The following is a 23443-nucleotide window of genomic DNA, read 5'->3' as shown; positions in this document are numbered from 1 at the left end:
AATCTCCTAGTGACGCCCGCCTTCGAGATAGGCAGCGCGAACCTCGGGATCGGCGAGCAGGTCCTTGCCGGTGCCGCTCATCGTGACGACGCCGTTGACCATGACGTAACCGCGCGTGGCGAGCTTGAGCGCGCCGAAGGCGTTCTGCTCGACGAGGAAGACGGTCAGGCCCTGGGTGCGGTTGAGCTCGCGAATGGCGTCGAAGATCTGCTTGACGATCAGCGGCGCCAGGCCCAGCGACGGCTCGTCGAGCAGAAGCAGCTTGGGCCGCGCCATCAGCGCACGGCCGATGGACAGCATCTGCTGCTCGCCGCCTGACAGCGTGCCACCGCGTTGGGCGATGCGTTCCTTGAGCCTCGGGAACAGGGTGAATACTTTCTCGACGTCCTCATCGAAGAATTTGAGGTTGTCGAGGCTGGCCCCCATCTGCAGGTTTTCCATCACCGTCATGCGCGGGAAGATGCGCCGTCCCTCGGGTGACTGCGCGATGCGCATCCGGGCGATCTCGTGCGTCGGCAGATCGGTGATGTCGGTACCGGCAAAGGTGATGGTACCGCGGCGCGCCCGAGGCGTGCCGAAGATGGTCATCATCAGCGTCGACTTGCCGGCGCCGTTGGCGCCGATCAAGGCGACGATCTCGCCTTCGTTGACCGAAACGTCGACGCCGTTCAGCGCGCGAATGTTGCCGTAGTAGGTCTCGACACCCCTGATGTCGAGCAAGCTCTTACCCGCCGTCACTTGCCACCTCCGCGCTTGGCTTTCGCCGGCTTGGCCGCTTCACGCGCCAGCGCCTTGGCCTGCCCCACCCAGTCTTCACGCTCTATCCGGCCGTCGAAGGCAAGATAGGCCTCCGCCGCCGCGATGTCCGACTTCTTCCACGCCGCCACCTGGTCGAAATGGAAGATGCCGTGTTCGTTGAGCTTCTTCTCGTTGACCGGTCCGATGCCCTTGATCAGGATCAGCCGATCCGGCACCCCGCCGCGCGGAGCGGCGAGCACATTGGAGATGGTCTTGGCAGCCGGGGCCTTAGCCGCAGGTGCCTTGCCAGCCAGAGCCTTGGGCGCCGCAGTCTTGGCTGCGGGGGTCTTGGTTGCCGATTTCGTGGCCGCCTTGGCTGCTGGCGCGGGCTTCGGAGATGCCTTCGACGCAGCAGGAGCGGCCTTGACTGCCTTTGGCGCCTCGGCCTTTACAGGTTTGGCTGCGGCTTTTGGAGCTGCCGCAGGCTTTGCCAGGGGTTTCGCAGCGGCCTTCGCGGCCGGCGCCTTGGCCGGCTTGGAAGCAACCTTCGTCGCCTCTGCCTTCACCGCCGCCGGCTTCGCTTGTGCGTTAGCTGCAGGCACAGGCTTCGCAGATGCCTTGACCGGAGCAGGCTTAGGAACCGGAGGCGCCTTTGGCGCCTCGGCCTTTGCCGGCTTGGCCGCCGCTTTCGGAGCCGCCGCTGCAGGCTTTGCCACGGGTTTCGCCACTGCCTTCGGGGCTGCGGCCTTGACCGGCTTGGAAACCACCTTCGCCGGCTCTGCCTTAACCGTCGCCGGCTTGGTCGGCGCCTTGGAGGCCGGTACCACGACCTTCGCGATGGGAACCGCCTTGGCCTTGGCCGGAGCCTTCTCAGGCGCGCCCTTCGCAGGCTTTGGCGCAGCCATCAGGCCGGCAGGTGGCGTGGCCGTCGACTTGGCTTTGGGCGTCTTGGCAGGGGCGGCCTTTGTCGCCGGCTTGGACGCGGCCCTGGCGTCGCGCGCCTCGACCTGTGCCGCCTTCGACGCGCCTTTGGAAACGGTCACGATCTCGCCGTGCCCGTCGCTGTGGCTGATCGTATCGCTGACCGGACCCGCCATCATCGAGGAAGACGAGCTCGGGCCATGTGCCGGATCGGGCACGCCCTCCAGTTCTTCGATCACCTGCTCGTCGCCGACTTCGACCAGGACGGTCGCGACTTCCTCGTCGTCGACGCCGAGATAAGCGGCGATGACCTTCGGATCGGTCCTGACCGACATCGGGTCGCCGTCGGAGATCTTGCGGCCGTATTCGAGCACGACGACGTGGTCGGAAATCTGCATGACCACCGACATGTCGTGCTCGATGAGCAGGATCGATGTACCGGTATTATCCTTGATGTCGTTGAGCAGCGTGTTGAGCGCCAGCGACTCCTTCGGATTGAGACCGGCCGCCGGCTCATCGAGGCAGAGCAGTTCCGGCCCGGTGCACATGGCGCGTGCGATCTCGAGCCGCCGTTGCGCGCCGTAGGGCAGGTCGCCCGCCGGATCGTCCGCCCGCTCGATCAGCTCGGCCTTTTCTAGCCAGTGCTTGGCAAGCTCGACCGATTCTGCCGACGCCTTGCGGTAGCCGCCAAGTCCCAGCAGGCCCATGACGGTGTAGCCCGAGGCCTTCATCAGCTTGTTGTGCTGCGCCACCAGGAGGTTTTCGAGCAGCGTCATGCCCGAAAACAGCCGGATGTTCTGGAACGTGCGCGCCACCTTCGCCTTGGCCGTGATCTGGAAGTCGGGCATGCGTTCGAGCAGAAACTCGCCGCCTTCCCGACCGTTGAAACGGATCATCCCTTCCGTCGGCTTGTAGAAGCCGGTGATGCAGTTGAAAACCGTCGTCTTGCCGGCGCCGTTCGGGCCGATCAGCGCGGTGATCTCGCCGCGCTTGGCCTCGAACGACAGGTCGCCGATGGCAACCAGGCCGCCGAACTTCATCGACAGATGCTCGACCTGCAGGATCGCATTGTTCATGGAGGTGCTCGCGTTCATCAGCCGTGTCCTTCCTTGGTGAAGGAACTGGAGACGGATTTTCGCTCATGCAGGAAGGCTGTGGGTTCTCGACTGCCGACGAAACCTCGCGGCTTCCACAGCATCACGATGACCATCGCCATGCCGAACAGCAGCATGCGGTAGAGTTCGGGCGTGAAGTCCGACCCGAACACCGCCTTCAGGAACTCCATCTCGCGCAGGATCTCGGTGCCGCCGATCATCACCGCCGCCGCAACCGCGATGCCGACCAGCGAGCCCATGCCGCCGAGCACGACGATGGCAAGGATGATCGCCGATTCCAGGAAGACGAAGGATTCGGGCGACACGAAACCCTGGCGCGCAGCGAAGAACGAGCCGGCGAAACCGCCGAACATCGCACCGGTGGCAAAGGCGGTGAGCTTGGTCGTGGTCGTGTTGATGCCGAGCGAACGGCAGGCGATCTCGTCCTCGCGCAGCGCTTCCCAGGCACGGCCGACAGGCATGCGCCGCAGCCGGATGGTGACGAATGCGGTCAGTAGGGCCAGGCCGAGGATGAGGTAGTAGAGGAATATCTTGTAGTAGGCGCCGGACTGGGCAATGCCGAACACCTTGGCGATGTAGTTGGGGTCGGACACGTTGAACGAAATCAGGCCAAAGAAGCTGACCTTGGGAATGCCAGAGATGCCGGCAGCGCCGTTGGTCACTTCGCGCCAGTTGATCAGCACCAGGCGGATGATTTCGCCGAACGCCAGCGTCACGATCGCCAAATAGTCGCCTCGGAGACGTAGCACCGGGAACCCGAGCATGACGCCCCAGAAGGCGGCCATGATGCCGGCTACCGGCAGCAGGATCCAGAACGACCATCCGAGTTGCGTCGCCAGCAGCGCATAGGCGTAGGCGCCGACGGCATAGAAGGCGACATAGCCAAGGTCGAGCAGGCCGGCGAGGCCGACGACGATGTTCAGGCCCCAGGCGAGCATCACATAGATCAAGATCTGGATGCCGAAATTGTCGACCCATTTGAGCGAGCCCTGGAAGCCGCCTGCCATCGAACCCGAGATCAGGGTCAGGGCCACCACCACGACGATCGGATAGGCAACCAGAACGCCGATGCCCAGCGCCGAGAAATGCGCCTGGATGAAGGCGCGGAAATAGAACATCACCGATGCCAGCGCGTAGATGATCGCCAGCGCGCGGAAGAAGCGCATGTAGCCGGCGAGCGCAGGCCCGAAGATCCCATCGAGCGACCCGGCGAAAACCATGAGCAGCCCGACGACAACGAGTGACGCGATGAAGTAGGGCAACTTGAAGAACCGCGTCGCCACGCTGTCCGGCAACAGGCCGCTGGCAACATTGACGATCTTCTGCCTCGCCATGAACGGCTGGCCGTAGGCGACGTAGACGAAGCGTCCGAGCATCACCAGGCCGACGACGATGGCGAGCAGTCCCCAGCGCGGAACCAGGATCAGTTCGTTACGGATGTTCTGGTCGGTCCGCAGCCCGATGAACAGGAAGAACAGGCCGAAGGAGATGGCGCCTGCATAGAGCGCCTCCTTGATGCCGCGCTGGAATGGGGTAGCGGATTCTTCGCGTGTGGCTTGAGCGATGTTGGCCATGGGCTCAGACCTTCTCGACTTCGGGCCGGCCAAGGATGCCGGAGGGCAGGAAGATCAGCACGATCGCAAGGATCGAGAACGCCGCGACGTCCTTGTAGTCGATCGAGAAGTACGCCGACCACATGCTTTCGATGAAGCCGATCAACAGCCCACCCAACATGGCGCCGGGCAGCGAGCCGATGCCGCCGAGAACGGCTGCGGTGAACGCTTTGACGCCTGGCACGAAGCCGTCGGAGAAGGCGACGACGCCGTAGTACATCAGGAACAGCGTGCCGGCGACGGCGGCAAGGGCCGCGCCCATGATGAAGGTGATGGAGATCGTGCGGTCGACGTCGACGCCGAGCAGGGCGGCCATCTTGCGGTCCTGCTCACAGGCCCTTTGGGCCCGGCCGAGCGAGGTCTTGTTGACCAGGTACCAGAACAGCGCCAGCAGCGAGACGGTGACGATGACGATGATGATCTGCTTGAGCGAGATCGAGATGCCGCCGACATTGTAGACCGTCGAGACCATCGGCGGGATCGGCTTGTTGCGCGGACCTTGCGTCACCTGGACGAAGTTCGACAGCGCGATCGACATGCCGATTGCAGTGATCAGCGGCGCCAGCCGGAACGAACCACGCAGCGGCCGATAGGCGACCTTTTCGATGGTCCAGTTGTAGAGGCTGGTCATCAGCATCGCCACGACCATCATGACCAGCAAGGCGACGACCACGGGCACCGAATAGAACATGGCGGTGAGGGTCAGGAACACGATCAGGGCGACGAATGCCCCAAGCATGAAAATGTCGCCGTGGGCGAAATTGATCATCCCGATGATGCCGTAGACCATCGTGTAGCCGATAGCGATGAGGCCATAGATGGACCCCAGCGTCAGCCCGTTGACCATCTGCTGGACGAAGTACTGCATGTGAATGCGGCTCCCCTGGAATGTCGCGCTATGCACGCATTCCTTTTGATATTTCCCCTAGTCCTAAAGTTTCGAGCCTGGATTGCAACGTGATTCTTACACCCGTTGCCGCCTGCCGGACGGCACTTGAAGCCGCCTCTGTTTTTATGTTGTCCAGGCCCTGGACCATTGCGCAACCTATCATTGGCTCAACGCAATGTCTTTGCCGATTCCGGTGATTTTGCGCGCCAGTTTCGAAGAATGTAGCGTCAAAATACACCCCAGCAATACTTCCTTGCGCCTTGCCGCCGATATCCTCCTTAAGATTGTCTAGACATATTTGCCGTTTCTGCCTCCCGCCATACGACTAAGTGACTACAAAGCCATGGGCGAACGGATCGCGGTCGTCGATGAAGATGGTGTTCAATCCGGTCATCCGCGCCCAACCACCGATCGAGGGGATGATAGCCGGTTTGCCGGCCACTTCGACCTCGCGCTCGACGCGTCCCTTGAACAGCGAACCGATGACCGATTCGTGCACGAAATCGTCGCCGGCCTTGAGCCTGCCCTTGCCATGAAGCTGCGCCATGCGCGCCGACGTTCCGGTGCCGCAAGGCGAACGGTCGATCGCCTTGTCGCCGTAGAAGACAGCATTTCGGGCATGCGCCTCAGGGTGTTTTGCGACACCGGTCCACAACAAATGGGACAGCCTGTTGATGCCGGGATTCTCGGGATGGACGAACGAATACTTGTCGTTGAGACGCTGGCGCACGATCGGGCTCCAGGCGATGAAATCGCCGGCGCCGTAATCGGCCATGTCGCGATAGTTCTCTTGCGGTTCGACGATGGCGTAGAAATTGCCGCCATAGGCGACATCGACCTTGATCTCGCCAAGACCGGGGCACTCGACCGACAGCCCTGCTGCGTAGAGGAAGGACGGCACATTGGTGATGCGCACCTCCTCGACATAGTCGCCGACCTGCTTGTATTCGGCGATGACCAGGCCGGCCGGCGTGTCGAGACGAAGGATGCCCGGCGTCTTCGGTTTCACCAGCCCGTGCTCGATCGCCATGGTGACGGTGCCGATGGTACCGTGTCCGCACATCGGCAGGCAGCCGGACGTCTCGATGAACAGAATGGCTGTGTCGCAATCCTCGCGTGTCGGCGGGTAGAGGATCGATCCGGACATGACGTCGTGGCCGCGCGGCTCGAACATCAGCCCGGTGCGGATCCAGTCAAATTCAGCGAGGAAATGCGCCCGCCGCTCCATCATCGTCGAGCCTTCGAGGCGTGGACCGCCGCCAGCCACCAACCGCACCGGATTGCCGCAGGTGTGGCCGTCGATACAGAAGAAGGAATGGCGCGCCATAATGGGAGATACCTTGCGTCAGAAACGTTGGGCCGAAAAGGGGGTGAGATCGAGCGCTGGTTTTTGGCCCAGCATATGGTCCCGCACCAGCCGGCCGGTGGCCGCCGCCTGGGTCAGGCCGAGGTGACCATGGCCGAAGGCGTAGTGCACGTTGGGGTGATTGCGGGAGCCGCCGATGACCGGCAGCGAGTCGGGCAGCGACGGGCGGAAGCCCATCCACTCGCGCCCGCCTGACGGATCCAGTCCCGGCAGGAACATTTTGGCCTTCTCTAGCATCGCTTTCGAGCGGGCATAGTTCGGCGCCCGCGAAAGGCCGCCGAGCTCGACCGCCCCGCCGACACGCAGGCCGGTGGCGAGCGGGGTGATGACGAAGCCGTGGCCCGGGAAGATGAGTTGACGCTTCACGTCGAAGGCAGTGGTCGGAAGCGTGGTGTTGTAGCCGCGCTCGGTTTCGAGCGGGATGACATCGCCAAGCTGGCGCGCAAGCAGATGCGACCAGGCCCCGGCAGCAATCAGCACCTTTTGCGCAAAAAGTGTGCGACCCTGCTTGAGCTGGATCAGGACGCGGTCGCCGGCCGGACGAACCAGCCCGACATCTCCCTTGACGAAGGCCGCACCGTTGGTTTCGGCGTGGCGCCAGATCGACTTGCCGAGATCCTTTGGATCGGAGACGGTCTTCCAGACTGGCACGAAAGTGCCGCGCGTGAAACGGTCGGCAAGGCCGGGCTGGTAGTCGGCGAGTTCGCCCCTGTCGAGATGGTGATAGGCGATGCCGAAACAGTCACGTGCTGCCCAGCTCGGTAGCGCCTCCTTGAACTCCGCCTCGCTCTCGTAAAGCTCGAGCGAGCCGTCTTCGCGCAGCAGCGAGCCGGTGCCGGAACGCGCCATCAGCGACACCCATTCCTGCTCGGCGAGCTTCATCAACCCTGCTTGCGTCGCAAGGCTCGCCTCATAACCGGCCGGCGCGCCGGCACGCCAGAAGCGATAGAGCCAGGGCAAGAGCTTTGGCAGGTAGGCAGGCGGGATGCTGAGCGGGCCGAGCGGATCGGCCAGCCATTTCGGCACGTTGCGCATCATGCCCTTGTGGGCGAGCGGCAGCACGTCAGAGAAGGCGAAAGCCCCGGCATTGCCGGAGCTGGTTTCCTCGCAGATGCCGGTACGATCGAACACCGTCACCTTGCGCCCGGCAGCGACGAGATAGGCAGCTGCCGCGATGCCGACGATGCCGGCACCGATGATGGCGATGTCGATCTCCTCGACCGCTGCGTTCATGCTTTGCTCCTCCCCGGGGTCTCCCCTCCCCGATCAGAACGACGGCAGTTTGGGCCGGATCGCCAGCGCATCCTTGATGATCTTCTCGGCCGCGTTGCGACGCTCGCCGGAAAGCGGCTTGCGCGGCATGCGCACACGATCATTGGAGCCGATCGCCAGCACCTCCGCCAGCTTGATGTTCTGGACCAGATAGGTCGAGACGTCGAGATCGAGCAGCGGGCGGAACCAGCGGTAGATGGCGAGCGCCTCTTCGCGGCGGCCCTGCTTCATCAGCTGGTAGATGGCGACAGTCTCGCGCGGGAAGGCGACGACCAGGCCCGCGACCCAGCCGATGGCGCCGACCGACAGCGCTTCGAAGGCAAGATTGTCGACGCCGGTGAACAGGTCGTAGCGGTTGCCCAGGCGATTGATGATCTCGGTCGACCGGCGAATGTCGTCGGACGATTCCTTGACCGCGACGAAGCGCTTGTCAGACGCCAGCTCCTCCATCTGGTCGACGGTGACGTCGACCCGGTAGGCGAGACGATTGGAATAGATCATGACCGGCAGGTCGCCGGCCTCGGCCACGGCGCGAAGGGCTGCCACCGTCTCTTCCGGATTGGTGTGGTAGATCGGGCTCGGCACGACCATCAGCCCGGACGCGCCTTCCTTGGCGGCGCGCTTGGCGATCGCTGCAGCCTCCCGCGTGCCGGCCTCGTTGACGGTCAGCAGCACCGGCTTGCCGGCGGCGACCATCTGGGCGGTCTTCAGCACTTCGATCTTTTCGTCATGCGACAGCATCGGGCCCTCGCCGAGCGAGCCGGCGACGATCAGGCCGTCGCATCCCGCCTCCATCTGCAGCGCAAAGCAGCGCTCCATCTCGGCGTGGTCGAGGCGGTCGTCCGCGGTGAACTTGGTGGTGACTGCTGGAATGACTCCGGCCCACATGGCGCTTCCTCCGTCTGATATATCAGTGATATATGTCGAGAAAACCAGTGCTGTCAATCCGGATTCGGCTCTGATATATCAAAAATATATCATTACGCTTTCAAACGATTCGATCATGCAAGTTGAGAAACTGGAACCGGCAGCGACACGCGCCTATCACGAGCTGGAACGGCTGATCGTCACGCTTGAACTCGCTCCCGGCAGCGTCGCCACCGAAGGCGGGCTGATCGACCGGCTCGGCCTTGGCCGCACGCCCGTGCGCGAGGCGATCCAGCGACTGGCATGGGAAGGGCTTGTCGAGATCAGGCCGCGCGCCGGACTGGCGATCGCGCCGCTGCATCCCGGCGACTGGCTGCGCGTGCTCGACGCGCGCCGTGGCATCGAGGTGGTGTTGGCCCGATCGGCGGCACGTTTCGTCACCCGCGACGCCGCCAACCAGTTCCATGCCGCGGCCCTGGCCATGCAGAAGGCGGTGATATCAGCCGACGTGCTCGGCTTCCTCGAAGCCGACAAGGCGCTCGACGACGCGCTGGCGCTCGCCGCCGACAATGATTTCGCCGCCCGGCTTGCGGCACCGTTGCAGACCCACAGCCGCCGCTTCTGGTTCCGCTACCAGCGCGACACCGGGCTCGCCGCATCGGCAGAGCACCACGTCGCGTTGATCCGCTCGATCCTCGAGCATGACGAGGATGGCGCTGCCCAGGACGCTGAGCGGCTGATGTCGATGCTGCGCGCCCACGCCGAGGCCGCCGCTACGCGCTAGACCGGTCAAAGATCACGCCTGCCCGCCATTGACGGCTACCGCGAGCGTGCTCTCCCAGCCGTCACCGGCAGCAACGATGCAGCTCCGGCCCCTGACGTCGGTCATCAGCATGGTCCAGGTACCGGTCGCCGAAACGAAAACCTCGATGACGGCCGAGTTTCCAACCACGCCATAGCCGATCTGCTTTTCTTGAAAGCCTCGGCCAGCCGCAAGACCAGAGCATCGTGTGTGTCGCAGACGAACTGCGCCTGGGCAGGAACTGCCGTCAACGTCAGTACCGCGCCAAGCGCGGCCACCTTGAACCATCGAAACAAACAATTGCGTGCCATGTGGCACCTCCTTTGCCATCGCATCCCGGCAAAGGGAGGCCATCGGTCGCCTCACGCCACCGGAACGATCCAGCCCGGCTCCGACGTCTTCATCGCGTCGCTCCTTTCTGTTTCCGGTCTGTCACAGGGGAGCATCATCGCGCTCCCTGGATTCGAAATGGTGACCCTGGAAACAGACGGCAAGGCCCATACAAAACGGCCCGGAAGCGAGTTCCGGGCCGTCTCTCATTCTAACGTTTCAGCAGATCAGTTCATCGTCGGGATGACGAACTCCGCACCGTCCTTGACGCCAGACGGCCAGCGCGACGTCACCGTCTTGGTCTTGGTGTAGAAGCGGAAGGCATCGGTGCCATGCTGGTTCAGGTCGCCGAAGGAAGAGGCCTTCCAGCCGCCGAAGGTGTAGTAGGCGATCGGCACCGGGATCGGCACGTTGATACCGACCATGCCGACCTGGACACGGGATGCGAAATCGCGTGCAGCGTCGCCGTCGCGGGTGAAGATGGCAACACCGTTGCCCATCTCGTGGTCGTTGGCGAGCTTGATCGCGTTCTCATAGGAGGGCGCGCGGACGACCGATAGCACCGGGCCGAAGATCTCTTCCTTGTAGATGCGCATGTCCGATGTGACATGGTCGAACAGGCAGCCGCCCATGTAGAAGCCGTTCTCGTAGCCCTGCATCTTGAAGCCGCGGCCGTCGACGACCAGCTTGGCGCCTTCGTTGACGCCGATGTCGACGTAACCCTTGATGCGCTCGAGCGCCTCGCGCGTCACCACCGGACCGAAATCGGCCGAGGAGTCGGTCGAAGGCCCGACCTTCAGGCTTTCGACTCGCGGGACGAGCTTTTCCATCAGCCGCTCGGCCGTGTCGTGACCGACGGGCACGGCCACCGAGATCGCCATGCAGCGCTCGCCGGCCGAGCCGTAGCCGGCGCCGATCAGCGCGTCGACGGTCTGGTCCATGTCCGCATCGGGCATGATGATCATGTGGTTCTTGGCACCGCCGAAGCACTGCACGCGCTTGCCGTTGGCGCAACCGCGGCTGTAGATGTACTGCGCGATCGGCGTCGAGCCGACGAACCCGACAGCCTTGATGTCAGGATCGTCGAGGATCGCGTCGACCACCGTCTTGTCGCCATTGACGACATTGAGGATGCCGGCGGGCAGACCCGCTTCGAGAAACAGCTCGGCGATACGCATCGGCACGCCCGGATCGCGCTCGGACGGCTTCAGGATGAAGGCGTTGCCGCAGGCGATCGCCGGAGCGATCTTCCACAACGGAATCATTGCCGGGAAGTTGAACGGGGTGATGCCGGCGACGACGCCGAGCGCCTGGCGCATCGAGTAGACGTCGATGCCGGGGCCCGCGCCATCAGTGAACTCGCCCTTCATCATGTGCGGGGCGCCGATGCAGACTTCGACCACTTCAAGGCCGCGCTGGATGTCGCCCTTGGCGTCGGCAATGGTCTTGCCGTGCTCGCGAGCAAGCAGTTCGGCCAGCGAGTCGTATTCCTTGTTGACCAGTTCGAGGAAGCGCATCAGCACGCGCACGCGGCGCTGCGGATTGGTCGCCGCCCATGCCGGCTGCGCTGCCTTGGCGTTTTCGACAGCGGCGCGCAGTTCCTGCGCCGAGGCAAGTGCCACGGTGGCGCGCACCGAGCCGTCCATCGGCTGCAGCACGTCCTGCTTGCGTCCGCTGGTGCCGGCAACATGCTTGCCGCCGATGAAATGACCGTAGTCGACCATTGCTTCTCTCCCAATTCCTTGATGATGGCCCATTGTCCCGCTTAACACGCGCCTTTGCAACGCGAGGGCGAACGCAACCGTTGTGCATGGAATAAAGTACGCAGGGAGCTTGAATGCGATTTCACGCATAGTAGGGTGAACGGACTGCAGCCTTCCTCGCCTTCACCATGGGAACCGCCGATGAACTGGGACGACGTACGCATCTTCCTCGCTGTCGCCCGCTCCGGCCAGATCCTGGGTGCTGCGCGCCGCCTGGAGCTCAACCACGCAACGGTTTCGCGTCGCGTGGCCGCACTCGAGGAGGCGTTGAAGACGAAGCTGTTCCGACGGCTGACCACCGGCAGCGAACTGACGCCGGCGGGCGAGCGCTTCCTTGAGGTCGCCGAGCGCATGGAAGCCGACATGCTGACCGCCCGCGCCGAGATTTCAGGCGAAGGCGACGAGGTGTCGGGCACCGTGCGTATCGGCGCCCCCGACGGCTTTGGCGTCGCCTTCCTGGCGCAGCGCCTGGGCGCGCTGACGGCCCAGCACGCCGACCTGCGCATCCAGCTGGTACCGGTTCCGAGGACCTTTTCGCTGTCGCGACGCGAAGCCGATATCGCCATCACCACCGAGCGGCCCAGCGAAGGCAGGCTGGTGGCAGCCAAACTCGTCGACTATTCGCTCGGCCTGTTTGCCTCGCGCGCCTATGTCGATGAACACGGCCTGCCCACCTCGCGCGAAGAGCTTTCAGCCCACCGCCTGATCGGCTACGTGCCGGACCTCGTGGTCAGCCCGTCGCTCGACTATGCCGCCGAGTTCAGCCCCTCCTGGGAGTCCGCCTTTTCGATTTCGTCCGCGCTCGGACAGGTCGAGGCCGTGCGCTCGGGCGCCGGCATCGGCATCCTGCACACCTTCATTGCCCGCACGATTGCCGAGATCGTACCGGTGACGGCCATCGCACCCATCCGCCGCGCCTACTGGCTGGTCTACCACGAGTCCGTGCGGCCGCTGCGCCGCATCCAGACGGTGGCGGGCTTCATCACCAAGGCTGTGGAGCGCGAACGGGCCCTTTTCATCTAGTCCCTTCCGACAATCTCGCACATCCGCTAACAATACAGCGCCGCGTCCAATTGGTAGGACGCTGTGGCATTTTTGAAATGTGCATGATCCTTTCCGAAAATCGGTTCCTATTTTCGGGGTTATGCACGCATTCCATACGAGGAACCCGATTTGCTGCCCCGCCCCTACGCAGAATTGCTGCGCAAGGCCCGGCGCGCCACACGACGCGCCGACGAGGCTGAGGACCTGCTTCAAACGGTCCTTGTCGCGGCGCTCGAAGCGGGGCGCACCGACCTGTCGAAGATCGAGAACCGACGCTGGCTGGAAGGCGCGCTGCGGCGCCGCGCCGCCTTCGATGCGCGTTCGACCGTGCGGCGCCGAAAGCGCGAGGCGCCGCTTGCTGCCGGCAGTTGCGACCCGACCAGTCCCGAAACCGTGCCTGTGCGTTTCGTGGCAACCTTGCCGCCCAGCCTGCGCACGACGACGCTGCTGGCCCTGACCGGTCACACGCGGCAGGAAATCGCCTGGCTGCAGCGCCTTGCCGACCCGGCACTTCGCCAGCGCATCGCCGAGATCCGGCGGCGCTGGCTGGCCTTTGGCGGCGATCCCATTGCGGAAATCCCCGGCCTGGCCGGGGCGCTCGCCTTCGGAAGCATCCGGCGCTCCTTGCTGGCGATCACGAAGCAACCAGGCGCCCTGCTCGCAAGCCACGACCCCGACGGGCATCTTTTTGTGATCGGCACCTCACAAAACCCTATGCCACGGCAACTCAACAGACGTGCAACCGAAATCACGGAGTGACCAAAATGTTCGGCAAACGCAAACTCGGCAACATCTGCTACTATGTCTCAGATATCGACAGGACCGAGGCCTTCTACCGCGACGTCATGGGGCTGGATGTCCAGCGCATGGAGGGCGACGGAGAGGGCGAGGGCGACTGGCTCATCGCAAGCACCGTCAACGGCGTCGACCTCATCTTCTTCAAGATGGAATCGCACCCGGGCAACTCCCCCATCATCGTCTTCGAAATCGCCGACGGCGGCATCGACGACATCGTCTCGTCGCTGGCCGGCAAGGGCGTGACCATCGTCACCCCGGTGAGTCATGCGCCGGGCGGCTGGTCGTCGGAATTCGCCGATCCTGACGGCCACGTCATCTCGATGTACCAGACGACGGAAGTGCCGCGCTCGCTGAAGAAGGTCGCGTGAAAACTCAGGCCCAATAGCGCTCGGGGCCGAGGCCCCTGACGTCGATCTCCGGCTCGCGACCGGAGATCGTGTCGGCCAGGATTTTCCCCGAGCCGCAGGCCATCGTCCAGCCAAGCATGCCGTGGCCGGAATTGATGTAGAGGTTCGTCAGCTTGGTCCGGCCGACAATGGGCGGCCCGTCAGGTGTCATCGGCCGCAAGCCGCACCAGAAATGCGCCTCGCGCAGATCGCCTGCGTCCGGAAACAGTTCGCGCAGCGACCGTTCGAGTGGGGCGCGACGCGATTCATACAAGGTCAGGTCGAAGCCCGACATCTCCACCGTGCCGCCGATGCGGATGCGATCGCCGAGCCGGGTGATGGCGACCTTGTAGGTTTCGTCGATGACGGTTGAAACCGGAGCACTTTGCGCATCCGCGACCGGAACGGTCAATGAGTAGCCCTTGAGCGGATAGATAGGCACACGCTGATGCAGCTTGCGCATGAAGCGTTCCGTATAACTGCCGGTGGCCAGCACCACGGCGTCGGCCCGAATGTGACCGTCGGTGGAATCGATCTGCCGGACCCGGCCATCCCTATGGTCCAGCGAGTGGACGCCATTGCCGAACCGGAAGACGACACCGCGTTGCGCGCAAAGCTCCGCAAGGCGCTCGGTGAACAGCCGGCAATCGCCGGTCTCGTCATCAGCCAGCCGCAGGCCGCCGGCTATCCTCTGATGCCCCCCGGCCAGGCCCGGTTCGGCCGCGATGCAGCCCGCCGCGTCGAGAATTTCGTAAGGCACCTCAAACTTGTCGAGCACCGCGACATCGGAGGCAATGGCGTCGAGCTGTTGCTGGGTGCGAAACAGCTGCAACGTGCCTTGGCTACGCTCGTCGTAGGAGATGTCGGTACCTTCGCGCAGCACCCGTAGCATGTCGCGGCTGTATTCGGCGAGCGGCATCATGATCGCCTTGTTGGCGGCATAGCGAGCCGCCGTGCAGTTGCGCAGCATCCTCGCCAGCCACAACCACATCTTGGGATCGAATTTCGGCCGGAAGGAGAATGGCCCGTCCTTCATGGCGAGCCATTTGAGCGCCTTGAGCGGCACGCCGGGAGCAGCCAAAGGAGAGGCATAGCCGGGCGAGATCTCGCCCGAATTGGCAAAGCTGGTCTCCTGCGCCGGCGCCTTCTGTCGATCGCAGACGACCACTTCATGCCCCGCCTCGGCAAGATAATAGGCAGTCGTCACCCCTATGACGCCGCCGCCGACGACTATGACCTTCATTGCGCCCCCAGGTGCTTGTCCCTCCGATATCAGATTTTCGGAGGGGACCATGCACAAACACAAGATCCTACTGCGCTGTTGCGCAGCTTGGGGATGCGCAATGCGGTAGGGGGCGCCTCCTCAAGCCGCCGAAGGGCCTGGATCATCGCCATTGCTGGAGCTGTGCCGGATTTTTTTCTGCGCGCCAAGTGTTTGTGGCGCATCGGCGCTGAACACCAGCACCGGGAAGCGACGGATGGATGTTTCGGGGTCGACTTCCGGCGCCGTGATTGCCGGGCGGGCCGCTTCCGGCTGATAATGGATCTCGTCGACCCGGATGGTCTCGGTCGCGCCGCGGCCGCAATCGACCGAAACCGACTGGCCCTTGCGCAAGCCAAGCAGGGCCAGGCCGCGCGGCACGGTGATCGGAATGATCTGGCCGACCATGCCATCCATCGGCCCATGCGCAACGATGCGGGTGTGAGGCGCGCCACCGTCGACGCTAAAGGTGACTCGGCTGTTCAGCGTCACCACGTCGGCGTCCGCTTCGTTGGAGAACACCACCTGCGCCGAAGCGAGCTTGCGACGCAGCAGCGCAACGAGCGGGCCACCCGACCAGGCCAGGCGGTCGAGCATCGTTTTCACGATGGCGAAGTCCTTGGTCGTCAACTGACATTCGGTCATGGCGTGTCTCCGCAAGTGCTGCCATCGGCCCTGCACTCGCACAGTTCGGAACTGGGTTGGACGGGCGGTCAGTTGACGCCTTCGACTGGTGCTTCCACCGAAACGATCTCGATCTCGAGGCGGCGGCCGGCCCTGGAGGTCCAGGCAACCGACTGGCCCTCGCGCAGGCCGATCAATGCTGCACCGACCGGGGTCAGGATGGACACTTTGCCCTCGGCGATATCGGCCTTGCCTGGATAGACCAGCGTGACTGTCTTGACCTCGCCGTCGCCACTGCGGAACGTCACCTTCGAGCCCATGCGGATGACATTGGCCGGGATGCGGCTGAGCGGCTTGATCTTGGCCCGATCCATTTCCGAGAGCAGCTCTTCGGCAATTTCGGGCAGCCGGTCGAGGCTGGATTCGGCAAGCCCGGTCAGCTTGGCGTGGTCGCTTTCGCTCAGCACGATCTCGTGCTCGCGACGCTGCTTGATGTTCTGGCGCAATGGAAGCCTCATGGATACTCACCCGGCCAGCGCTTCGATATGAACGCGCGCAACCGGTCGTCCGCGGAACGGACTACCTAAATGTTCAAGCCGAACCGCAATGCGGTTCGTTGCTCATGATTTTATGCGTTGAAGAATGTGCCCCAAGGGCTCGGAAGTCGCATGGCGACCGAGCCGGGGCTAGGATCCCGCGATGGGGCAGACCCGAAACAGGGCAAAACTGCCGATATGAGCGATGGTGCACATGCGTGAAGGGTCGCTGACCCGGCACGGCTTGTCAAGGGCAGCGGCCCCGGGCCTATGCCACGAGGTGCCTGAACGCCGCCACGACCTCGTCATAGACCCTGCGCTTGAACGGCACGATCAGCTCCGGCAGCTCGACCATCGGCTTCCATGCCCAGCGGTCGAACTCGGCAGAATGCCCTCCCGGAGGTGGGTCGATGGCGATCTCGTTCTCATTGCCCTCGAAGCGGAAGGCAAACCATTTTTGCGTCTGGCCACGATATTTGCCCTTGAACGCAACGCCCAGGAGATGCGGCGGCAGGTCGTAGTTGATCCAGTCAGGAGCCTCGGCGAGCAGCGTGACGCTGCGCATGCCGGTTTCCTCGTAGAGCTCGCGCGTCGCTGCCGGATAGGGCTCCTCGCCCTTGTCGATACCCCCTTGCGGCATCTGCCAGAGCTGGTTGGTATCGGACAATTCGCTGTCGGGCTCGGCAATGCGGCGCCCTGCCCAGACCAGGCCCTTGGCATTCAGCACCATGATGCCGACACAAGGACGGTAAGGCAGATCCTCCGGAGCGATCTTGTTCTTCGACATCACTTCCTATCCTCGTTCCGGATCGCTCGCGACCGCCGAGATCGGCACGATCTCGATGCCACGCTTGCGCGCCTCGCTAGCCCATGACGCCACCGCATCGACGGTGACATCGAAAGCGTTGCCCGTGCCGATGGCAAAGCCCTTGGCGCGGGCCGTCCGCTCCAGTTCGTCGAGCTTGTTCAGGATCGCGCCGCGATCCTGAACGGCATCGATGACTGCGTCTCCTGCCGCGAACGGCACCCCGTTCTTCAACGCCTGCTCGGGCGCCAGGCTGCGCGCCGACGAGCCGTCGTCGACATAGCCGATGCCGCGCTTGCCGAGTTCTGCCATCAGCAGGCCCATCGCTTCGGGGCTCGTCGAAAAACGCGCGCCCATATAGCTCATCACGGCGGTATAATTGGTCGTGCGCGACAGCGTCCAGCGCAGGTTCTTGAGGTTTTCGTCGGCGCTCGCGTCGACGGTCAGCGTATTGCGGCCGGGATTGACGTTGGGAAAATCGAACGGCTCGAGCGGCACCTGCATGACGATCTCGTGGCCCTCGCGCCGCGCCGTCTGCATCCAGCGTCCAAGGCTGTTGCCTTGCGGCGCAAACCCCAGCGTCACCTCGGGCGGCAGCTTGCCGATCGCTTCTTGCGTTCCGGTCTGCGACAGGCCGAGCCCGCCGATGACGATCGCCACCCGTGCGCCGCGCGCGCCAGACCACGCCCCCGCATAAACGTCGAACGCCCGCCGGCCGTCGGCCGCGCGGATGGGCAACGGCCCGGTCGCGCTGTCTTCGATCAGCGCCTTGTCGGGAAGGTGCGCCATCCGCGGGTTCTGCCCCACCGCCGACGGGTCGCGAATGACGATGGCGCCACCGCCTTCGGTTGGATTGACCTTGATGATCGCCGGGCCGCCGTTGGAGGCTGGGTTCGATGGCTTCGCCGCCAACGCCTCGACCGGGACTGAAACCGCCTCCGGTTTGGCCACGGCAACAACCTCGGGCGCCCGAAACGGCTTGTCGCGCAGCGCGATAGCCGCCGAAGCCGCGACGACCGCCAACAGGCAAATCCCGGCGACAACCGGCCCCTTGCGCAGCCGGGGCGCACGCACACCTCCGGAACGACGCCCTGGCGTCTGTCCGAGCGGACGGTCGATTTCCTTGTCGTTCTTTACCACGCCGTGCCCTGCGGCTAGCCCCCGAATCAAACTGCCGGAACCTTGCGGTCCCGGCAGCATCGCATTGCCCAGCTACGCAGGCCAGCTTTTCGCTGGCCATTGCTTACTGGTTGTTCATCACGGCCTTGTCCGGATTCGGCGGGAATGCCGGATCGGTCTTCTGGCCGCGGAGCAGCTCGAGCGCATAGTTGAGCTGCAGATCGTCTTTCGGCTCCGGCGGCACATAGGCAGCCGAACCCGAACCGGTATCGCTCTCCTCGGCACCCTTGATGTGGCCCTTGAGCTCCGATTCGCCGCGGGTCACGTCGCGACCCTGCAGATCGGCCGGCAGCGGCTGATCGACCTTGATGTCGGGCGTGATGCCCTTGCCCTGGATCGACTTGCCCGACGGCGTGTAATAGAGCGCCGTGGTAAGGCGGAGCGCACCGTTCTCGGCCAGCGGTATGATGGTCTGCACCGACCCCTTGCCGAAGGACTGCGTGCCCACCACGGTTGCCCGGCGGTGGTCCTGCAACGCGCCCGCCACGATTTCCGAAGCACTCGCCGAACCGCCGTTGACCAGAACGATCAGCGGCTTGCCGTCGATGTCGTCTCCGGCACGCGAATCGAAGCGCGTGATGTCCTTCGGATCGCGACCACGCGTCGAGACGATCTCGCCGCGGTCGAGGAATGTGTCGGAGACGCTGACCGCCTGGTCGAGCAGACCGCCCGGGTTGAGGCGCAGGTCGAGCACGTAGCCCTTGAGCTTGTCGTCCGGCACCTGCTTCTTGATCTGCTCGATGGCATTCTGCAGGTCGTCGAACGTCTTCTCGGTAAACGAGGTGATTTTCATGTAGCCGACATCATTGTCGACGCGGAACTTGACCGCCTTGACCTTGATGACGTCGCGCATAATCGAAATCTCGATCGGCTTGTCGGCGCCTTCGCGCAGGATCGTCAGCTTGATCGGCGTATTGACCAGTCCGCGCATCTTCTCGACCGCGTCGTTCAGCGTCAGGCCGCGAACTTCCTCACCATCGATCTTGGAGATGAAGTCGCCGGCCAGCACGCCCGCCTTGGCGGCAGGGGTGTCGTCGATCGGGGTGATGACCTTGACGAGTTCGTTCTCCATCGTCACCTCGATGCCGAGGCCGCCGAATTCGCCCTTGGTCTGGACGCGCATGTCCTTGGCCGCTTCAGCGTTGAGATACGATGAATGCGGGTCGAGCGACGTCAACATGCCGTTGATGGCATTCTCGATCAGCGACTTCTCGTCCGGCGGGGTCACATACTGGCCGCGCACGCGTTCGAAGATGTCGCCGAAGATGGCGAGCTGGCGGTAGGTTTCTGAACCTGCCGCGTTTGCCGTCGAGCCTGGCGCACCATACACCAGGCCCATGGCCGTGGCTCCCATCAGCGCCCCGGCAAGCAGAAGCGACAGTTTACGCATCATTTCATGTCCTTCCAGAGGTGCGGTCCGCCCACCACGGGGTCGGATCGACGGGTTTTCCATCCTTGCGGAACTCGACATAGAGTTCCGGCGTCGCATTCGCATTGTCAGAGGCAGAGGTGCTCGCCACCCTCGCCTCTCCCATCGCACCGATCGGTTCGCCAGCTAGTACGGACTGACCCGGCGCAACGGTGATTCTGCTCATCCCCGCCAGGACGACATGATAGCCGTCGCCAGCATTGAGGATCAAGAGTTGACCATAGGAGCGGAAAGGCCCCGCATAAAGAACGCTTCCATCCGCCGGAGCGGTCACGATGGCGCCCGATTGTGTCGCAACCATGTCCCCGAGCATGGTTCCGCCGATGCCGTCGTCGGCGCCGAAGCGGCGCTTGATGCGTCCCGTGACCGGTAGCGAAACTTGCCCTTGAAGAACGGAAAATGGAGCGGAAGCAACAAGTTGGTTGGCTTCCGGCACTGCCGCGACGACCGGTTCGTTTGCAGCTTTTGCCGCCTCTTCGGCAGCCTTCCTCGCGGCCTCCGCATCGGCTGCTTTCTTGGCCGCCAGCTTGTCGAGCGAAGCGATCAAATCTTTGAGACTGTCGGCGCGCGCGGCCAGTTGGGCTGCATTTTTGGATTCTTCGGCAAGTGCAGTCTCGGTATTCGAGCGCAGCCGGCTCTTGGCTTCGAGCAGCAGATCGAGTCGCGCCTTTTCGCCGGCTTGCGCAGTCATCGCCGTGGTCAGTCGGTCGCGCTCGCCTTCGATCGAGGTCACGACCCGCGACAATTCCCTGAGGTCGGCCATCAGGATCTCGGTCTCGGATCGCAGTTCAGGCACCACCGCGCCGAGCAGGATGGCGCTGCGCACCGATGACAATGCATCCTCCGGCTTGACCAGGATCGCTGGCGGCGGATTGAGCCCCATGCGCTGCAACGCGCCGAGCACCTCGGCCAGCACGGATTTGCGCATGTTGAGCGAAGTGCGGATGCCTGCCTCCTGCTCCTTCAGCCCTTCGAGCTTGCCGGCGATGTCTTCGATGTCCTGCGAAAGCTTGCGTTCGGTCTTGGCCGACTGGATGAGCACCGCGGTGATCGAGGCGTGGTCCTTTTTCACCTGGGCGATTTCGGCTGCCAGCTTCTCGCGACGTTCGGACGAAACCTGGATGTCGCGCGACAGGTTTTCGAGTTCCGATCGCGTCCTGTCGGGGTCGGGCAAGGGCGGCCCCATCTGGGCGGACGCGGCCCCGCAGGCGAGTGCAATCCAACCCGCCGCGACGATGCCGCGGCATGGCTGAAGCCACGCCTTCAGGGGAAAATTCCGCGCCATGCGATGATCCGGTTCTATGTCTGCGACCTTAGCGGCGGCATCGTTAACGAACCATCAACCATGTTTGCCGGGCGCGACCGCATGTGGACTTTTGCCCCGCCATTTTGTCGAATTCCGGGCACTCAAGCGCGATGGTACGGATGCCCTGAAAGAATGGTCGCGGCGCGATAGAGCTGCTCGCCGAGCATGATGCGCACCATCTGGTGCGGCCAGGTGGCGGCACCGAACGAGATCAGCATTTGCGCCTCGTTGCGCAGCGCCTCGTCATGGCCGTCTGGGCCGCCGATGGCGATCATCAGCCCGCGCTGGCCGCCATCGCGCAGCGAAGCGATCTTGTCGGCGAATTGTTGTGATGAGAGGTTCTTGCCGCGCTCGTCGAGCAGGATCAGTGCCGTTCCGGACACCATCTGGGCGCGCAGCCTGTCGGCTTCCTCACGCCGCCGTTCATCGACGTTCTGCGCCCGGCTTTCGGCAATCTCGGCGACCCCTGAAAAATCGAGGCCAAGCGGCCCGCCGCTTTTCGAGAACCGGTCGAGATAGCGGTCGGCAAGCTCCTTCTCGGGGCCGGCTTTCATCCGGCCCACGGCATGTATCGCGACCTTCATCCCTGTCGTCTAACGGTTCAATGAACCGTTTCTTCCTCGAGATCCGGTGCCTGCCACATCTTTTCGATGTTGTAGAACTCGCGAATCTCGGGCCGGAAGACGTGCACGATGACATCACCGGAATCGATGAGCACCCAGTCGGCGCCCGACATGCCCTCGACGCGGGGCGTGCCGAGGCCGGCATCCTTCAGCGCCTTGAGGAGATGATCGGCTACCGCCGCGACATGACGGTGCGACCGGCCCGAGGCTACGACCATGTAGTCGCCCAGGCTCGATTTCCCCTGAATGTCGATGGAGACGATGTCTTCGGCCTTGGAGTCTTCCAGACTGGCAAGGACTGTCTTGATGGCGCGGGCAACGGCGTCGATTTCGCCTATCCCGGCCGGCGAAGGCAGGATTTCCGCCCTCTTCCGAAGTGCTGTTCTCAGTGTCTTTCCTTTCCGACAGGAACAACCAAATCACCCTGAACTCGGGTAACACCAGTTAGATAGGCAGAGTTGGGGTACAGTTTCAAGACAAGGGCCAACAAGTTGATCTCCCAAGGCCGGCCGTGCACCACTTTCCCTACGGATCGACAGACGGCGGCAACTGCGCGGACATCGGCGAAAAGCTGCCCGCTTCACCCGCCGGTACGGCGCGGCTGATGCGGAGCCGCCACAGGACGAACGCCGTGAACAAGGCAGCTATCACGACCGCCACGTGCATGAAGGCCTGGGTGCCGTAGATCGCGGTCAGCACGGTGCCGAGGCCGGGCACGACGAAACCTGACAGCGACCAGGCGAACAGCATGCTGCTCGACAGCGCCACCAGGTCGTCCTTGTGGGCCCGGTCGCTGGCATGCGCGCTCGACAGCGAATAGATCGATTCGCTCGCTCCACTCCACACGACATAGATCGCAACCATGATCGGCAGGGCGCTACCGTCGAAACGGCTTGCGGCAAGGCCGCCGATCACCACCAGCAGTCCGGCCGCCACCAGAACATGACGCCGGTCGGTGCGGTCGGAAATCCAGCCGAACGGTATCTGGAACAACAGCGTGCCGAGCGGCATGGCAAACAACAGCGTCGCCACCTCCTGCTGGCTGAAGCCGCTGGCCGTCGCATGGATCGGTGCGAAACCGGTAACCAGCATCGACACGCCGCCGACGGCCAGCATGCCGGCGACGCCGACGGGCGAGATGCGCCAGGCACGGGCCAGGGCGACCGAAGCCGCCTGCGGCGCCGGCGGCTGGCGCAGGCGCGTGAGCCCCACCGGCAGGATGGAAATCGCATTGAAGGCGATGCCAAGCAGCGCCGCATCTGCGCCAGAGATGTCGACGAAGCGCAGCAGGAACGAACCGACGCCCAGGCCGACGACGTAGGCGACATAGAAGATCGCCATGACCCGGCCGCGAATGTCGTTGCCGACGGCATCGTTGAGCCAACTCTGCGCGACGATGAACAATCCGCATATGGCAAAGCCGTAGAGCACCCGCGCCGCGATCCAAATGACAGGATAGGTGCCCGCCCCTATCGCCACGTTGGACAGCACGATCAGCGCGGAAAACACCATGTAGGCCCTGGCATGGCCGACGCGGCGAACCAGCATGCCGGTGAGCAGGCAGCCGGCGAGACCGCCGGCCGACAGGCCGGTCAGGATCGAACCTGCCCAGGTTGGCGCATAACCCGCCGCTCCCAGGCTGATGGGAATGTAGCCGAACATCAGCCCGTTGCCGACGGCAACCAGCGCCATTGCCAGGATCACGCCGGCAACGGCTATGGCCGGCGTCTGTTCGCCCTCATCTACCGCACCCGCAACATCGTCCCGCTGATCCAT

Annotated in this window: 23 protein-coding genes; 4 read left to right on the top strand and 19 right to left on the bottom strand. The window is 63.8% G+C overall.

Translation table 11 applies throughout. The features are described 5' to 3' along the window. Positions 1-6 precede the first annotated feature (6 nt). The 7 genes from O1Y97_RS06100 to O1Y97_RS06065 form a co-directional block, all read right to left on the bottom strand. A complete protein-coding gene (locus O1Y97_RS06100; RefSeq protein WP_108606469.1) occupies positions 7-738 on the bottom strand; it encodes an ABC transporter ATP-binding protein in 732 nt (243 codons plus the stop codon). Further along, positions 735-2753 carry an ATP-binding cassette domain-containing protein gene (locus O1Y97_RS26275; RefSeq protein WP_404801251.1) on the bottom strand — a complete coding sequence of 673 codons (2019 nt, stop codon included), beginning with the start codon at positions 2751-2753 and terminating at the stop codon, positions 735-737. The genes O1Y97_RS06100 and O1Y97_RS26275 overlap by 4 nt, the downstream gene beginning before the upstream one ends. Then, the gene (gene livM, locus O1Y97_RS06085; RefSeq protein ID WP_318763463.1) at positions 2753-4348 is read right to left on the bottom strand and encodes a high-affinity branched-chain amino acid ABC transporter permease LivM; all 1596 of its coding nucleotides are present in this window, start codon (positions 4346-4348) and stop codon (positions 2753-2755) included. The genes O1Y97_RS26275 and livM overlap by 1 nt, the downstream gene beginning before the upstream one ends. Positions 4349-4352: 4 nt before the next feature. Further along, a complete protein-coding gene (locus O1Y97_RS06080) occupies positions 4353-5255 on the bottom strand; it encodes a branched-chain amino acid ABC transporter permease (protein ID WP_108606466.1) in 903 nt (300 codons plus the stop codon). A 346-nt stretch (positions 5256-5601) separates the two neighbouring features. Continuing rightward, on the bottom strand, positions 5602-6603 hold the full coding sequence (locus tag O1Y97_RS06075) for a 4-hydroxyproline epimerase (RefSeq protein WP_318763462.1): 1002 nt from the start codon (positions 6601-6603) through the stop codon (positions 5602-5604). 18 nt (positions 6604-6621) lie between these two features. Further along, positions 6622-7875: an NAD(P)/FAD-dependent oxidoreductase gene (locus O1Y97_RS06070; RefSeq protein WP_318763461.1), complete on the bottom strand. Its 1254-nt coding sequence runs from the start codon at positions 7873-7875 to the stop codon at positions 6622-6624. 33 nt (positions 7876-7908) lie between these two features. Then, positions 7909-8802: a dihydrodipicolinate synthase family protein gene (locus tag O1Y97_RS06065; RefSeq protein ID WP_318763460.1), complete on the bottom strand. Its 894-nt coding sequence runs from the start codon at positions 8800-8802 to the stop codon at positions 7909-7911. Between the two features lie 115 nt (positions 8803-8917). Between O1Y97_RS06065 and O1Y97_RS06060 the strand changes: the two genes are divergently transcribed. Next, on the top strand, positions 8918-9565 hold the full coding sequence (locus O1Y97_RS06060) for a GntR family transcriptional regulator (protein ID WP_318763459.1): 648 nt from the start codon (positions 8918-8920) through the stop codon (positions 9563-9565). A 12-nt stretch (positions 9566-9577) separates the two neighbouring features. On the opposite strand, the gene O1Y97_RS06055 is transcribed toward O1Y97_RS06060, so the two are convergent. Further along, positions 9578-9733 carry a hypothetical protein gene (locus O1Y97_RS06055; protein ID WP_318763458.1) on the bottom strand — a complete coding sequence of 52 codons (156 nt, stop codon included), beginning with the start codon at positions 9731-9733 and terminating at the stop codon, positions 9578-9580. Positions 9734-10140: 407 nt separating this feature from the next. Beyond that, positions 10141-11637 (bottom strand): CoA-acylating methylmalonate-semialdehyde dehydrogenase, encoded by a 1497-nt coding sequence (locus tag O1Y97_RS06050; protein ID WP_108606462.1) that lies wholly within the window; start codon positions 11635-11637, stop codon positions 10141-10143. Between the two features lie 180 nt (positions 11638-11817). Between O1Y97_RS06050 and O1Y97_RS06045 the strand changes: the two genes are divergently transcribed. The 3 genes from O1Y97_RS06045 to O1Y97_RS06035 all read left to right on the top strand — a co-directional run bounded on the left by O1Y97_RS06045 (position 11818) and on the right by O1Y97_RS06035 (position 13886). Then, complete coding sequence (locus O1Y97_RS06045; RefSeq protein WP_318763457.1) at positions 11818-12699, top strand: LysR family transcriptional regulator; 882 nt, start codon at positions 11818-11820, stop codon at positions 12697-12699. A 150-nt stretch (positions 12700-12849) separates the two neighbouring features. Beyond that, a complete protein-coding gene (locus O1Y97_RS06040) occupies positions 12850-13479 on the top strand; it encodes a transcriptional regulator (protein WP_318763456.1) in 630 nt (209 codons plus the stop codon). Positions 13480-13484: 5 nt separating this feature from the next. Continuing rightward, positions 13485-13886 carry a VOC family protein gene (locus tag O1Y97_RS06035; protein WP_318763455.1) on the top strand — a complete coding sequence of 134 codons (402 nt, stop codon included), beginning with the start codon at positions 13485-13487 and terminating at the stop codon, positions 13884-13886. 4 nt (positions 13887-13890) lie between these two features. Here O1Y97_RS06035 and O1Y97_RS06030 read toward each other — a convergent pair whose 3' ends face one another. The 10 genes from O1Y97_RS06030 to O1Y97_RS05985 form a co-directional block, all read right to left on the bottom strand. Next, on the bottom strand, positions 13891-15147 hold the full coding sequence (locus O1Y97_RS06030) for a D-amino acid dehydrogenase (RefSeq protein ID WP_318763454.1): 1257 nt from the start codon (positions 15145-15147) through the stop codon (positions 13891-13893). A gap of 120 nt (positions 15148-15267) precedes the next feature. Continuing rightward, complete coding sequence (locus tag O1Y97_RS06025; protein WP_318763453.1) at positions 15268-15810, bottom strand: GreA/GreB family elongation factor; 543 nt, start codon at positions 15808-15810, stop codon at positions 15268-15270. A 68-nt stretch (positions 15811-15878) separates the two neighbouring features. Further along, a complete protein-coding gene (gene rnk, locus O1Y97_RS06020; protein WP_055974756.1) occupies positions 15879-16307 on the bottom strand; it encodes a nucleoside diphosphate kinase regulator in 429 nt (142 codons plus the stop codon). A gap of 286 nt (positions 16308-16593) precedes the next feature. Then, the gene (locus O1Y97_RS06015) at positions 16594-17112 is read right to left on the bottom strand and encodes an RNA pyrophosphohydrolase (RefSeq protein WP_318763452.1); all 519 of its coding nucleotides are present in this window, start codon (positions 17110-17112) and stop codon (positions 16594-16596) included. 6 nt (positions 17113-17118) lie between these two features. Further along, positions 17119-18270 (bottom strand): divergent polysaccharide deacetylase family protein, encoded by a 1152-nt coding sequence (locus tag O1Y97_RS06010; protein ID WP_318763451.1) that lies wholly within the window; start codon positions 18268-18270, stop codon positions 17119-17121. A gap of 103 nt (positions 18271-18373) precedes the next feature. Further along, positions 18374-19702 (bottom strand): S41 family peptidase, encoded by a 1329-nt coding sequence (locus O1Y97_RS06005; protein ID WP_108606454.1) that lies wholly within the window; start codon positions 19700-19702, stop codon positions 18374-18376. A gap of 1 nt (position 19703) precedes the next feature. Beyond that, positions 19704-21023 carry a murein hydrolase activator EnvC family protein gene (locus O1Y97_RS06000; RefSeq protein ID WP_318763450.1) on the bottom strand — a complete coding sequence of 440 codons (1320 nt, stop codon included), beginning with the start codon at positions 21021-21023 and terminating at the stop codon, positions 19704-19706. A 122-nt stretch (positions 21024-21145) separates the two neighbouring features. Beyond that, positions 21146-21628: a 23S rRNA (pseudouridine(1915)-N(3))-methyltransferase RlmH gene (rlmH, locus tag O1Y97_RS05995; protein WP_108606452.1), complete on the bottom strand. Its 483-nt coding sequence runs from the start codon at positions 21626-21628 to the stop codon at positions 21146-21148. A 17-nt stretch (positions 21629-21645) separates the two neighbouring features. Then, positions 21646-22023 (bottom strand): ribosome silencing factor, encoded by a 378-nt coding sequence (gene rsfS / locus O1Y97_RS05990; protein ID WP_108606451.1) that lies wholly within the window; start codon positions 22021-22023, stop codon positions 21646-21648. Positions 22024-22192: 169 nt separating this feature from the next. Next, a complete protein-coding gene (locus O1Y97_RS05985) occupies positions 22193-23443 on the bottom strand; it encodes an MFS transporter (protein ID WP_318763449.1) in 1251 nt (416 codons plus the stop codon).

This window comes from Aminobacter niigataensis (assembly GCF_946995915.1).
GTDB lineage: Bacteria > Pseudomonadota > Alphaproteobacteria > Rhizobiales > Rhizobiaceae > Aminobacter > Aminobacter niigataensis.
This window is presented reverse-complemented; position numbering and strand designations above follow the sequence as displayed.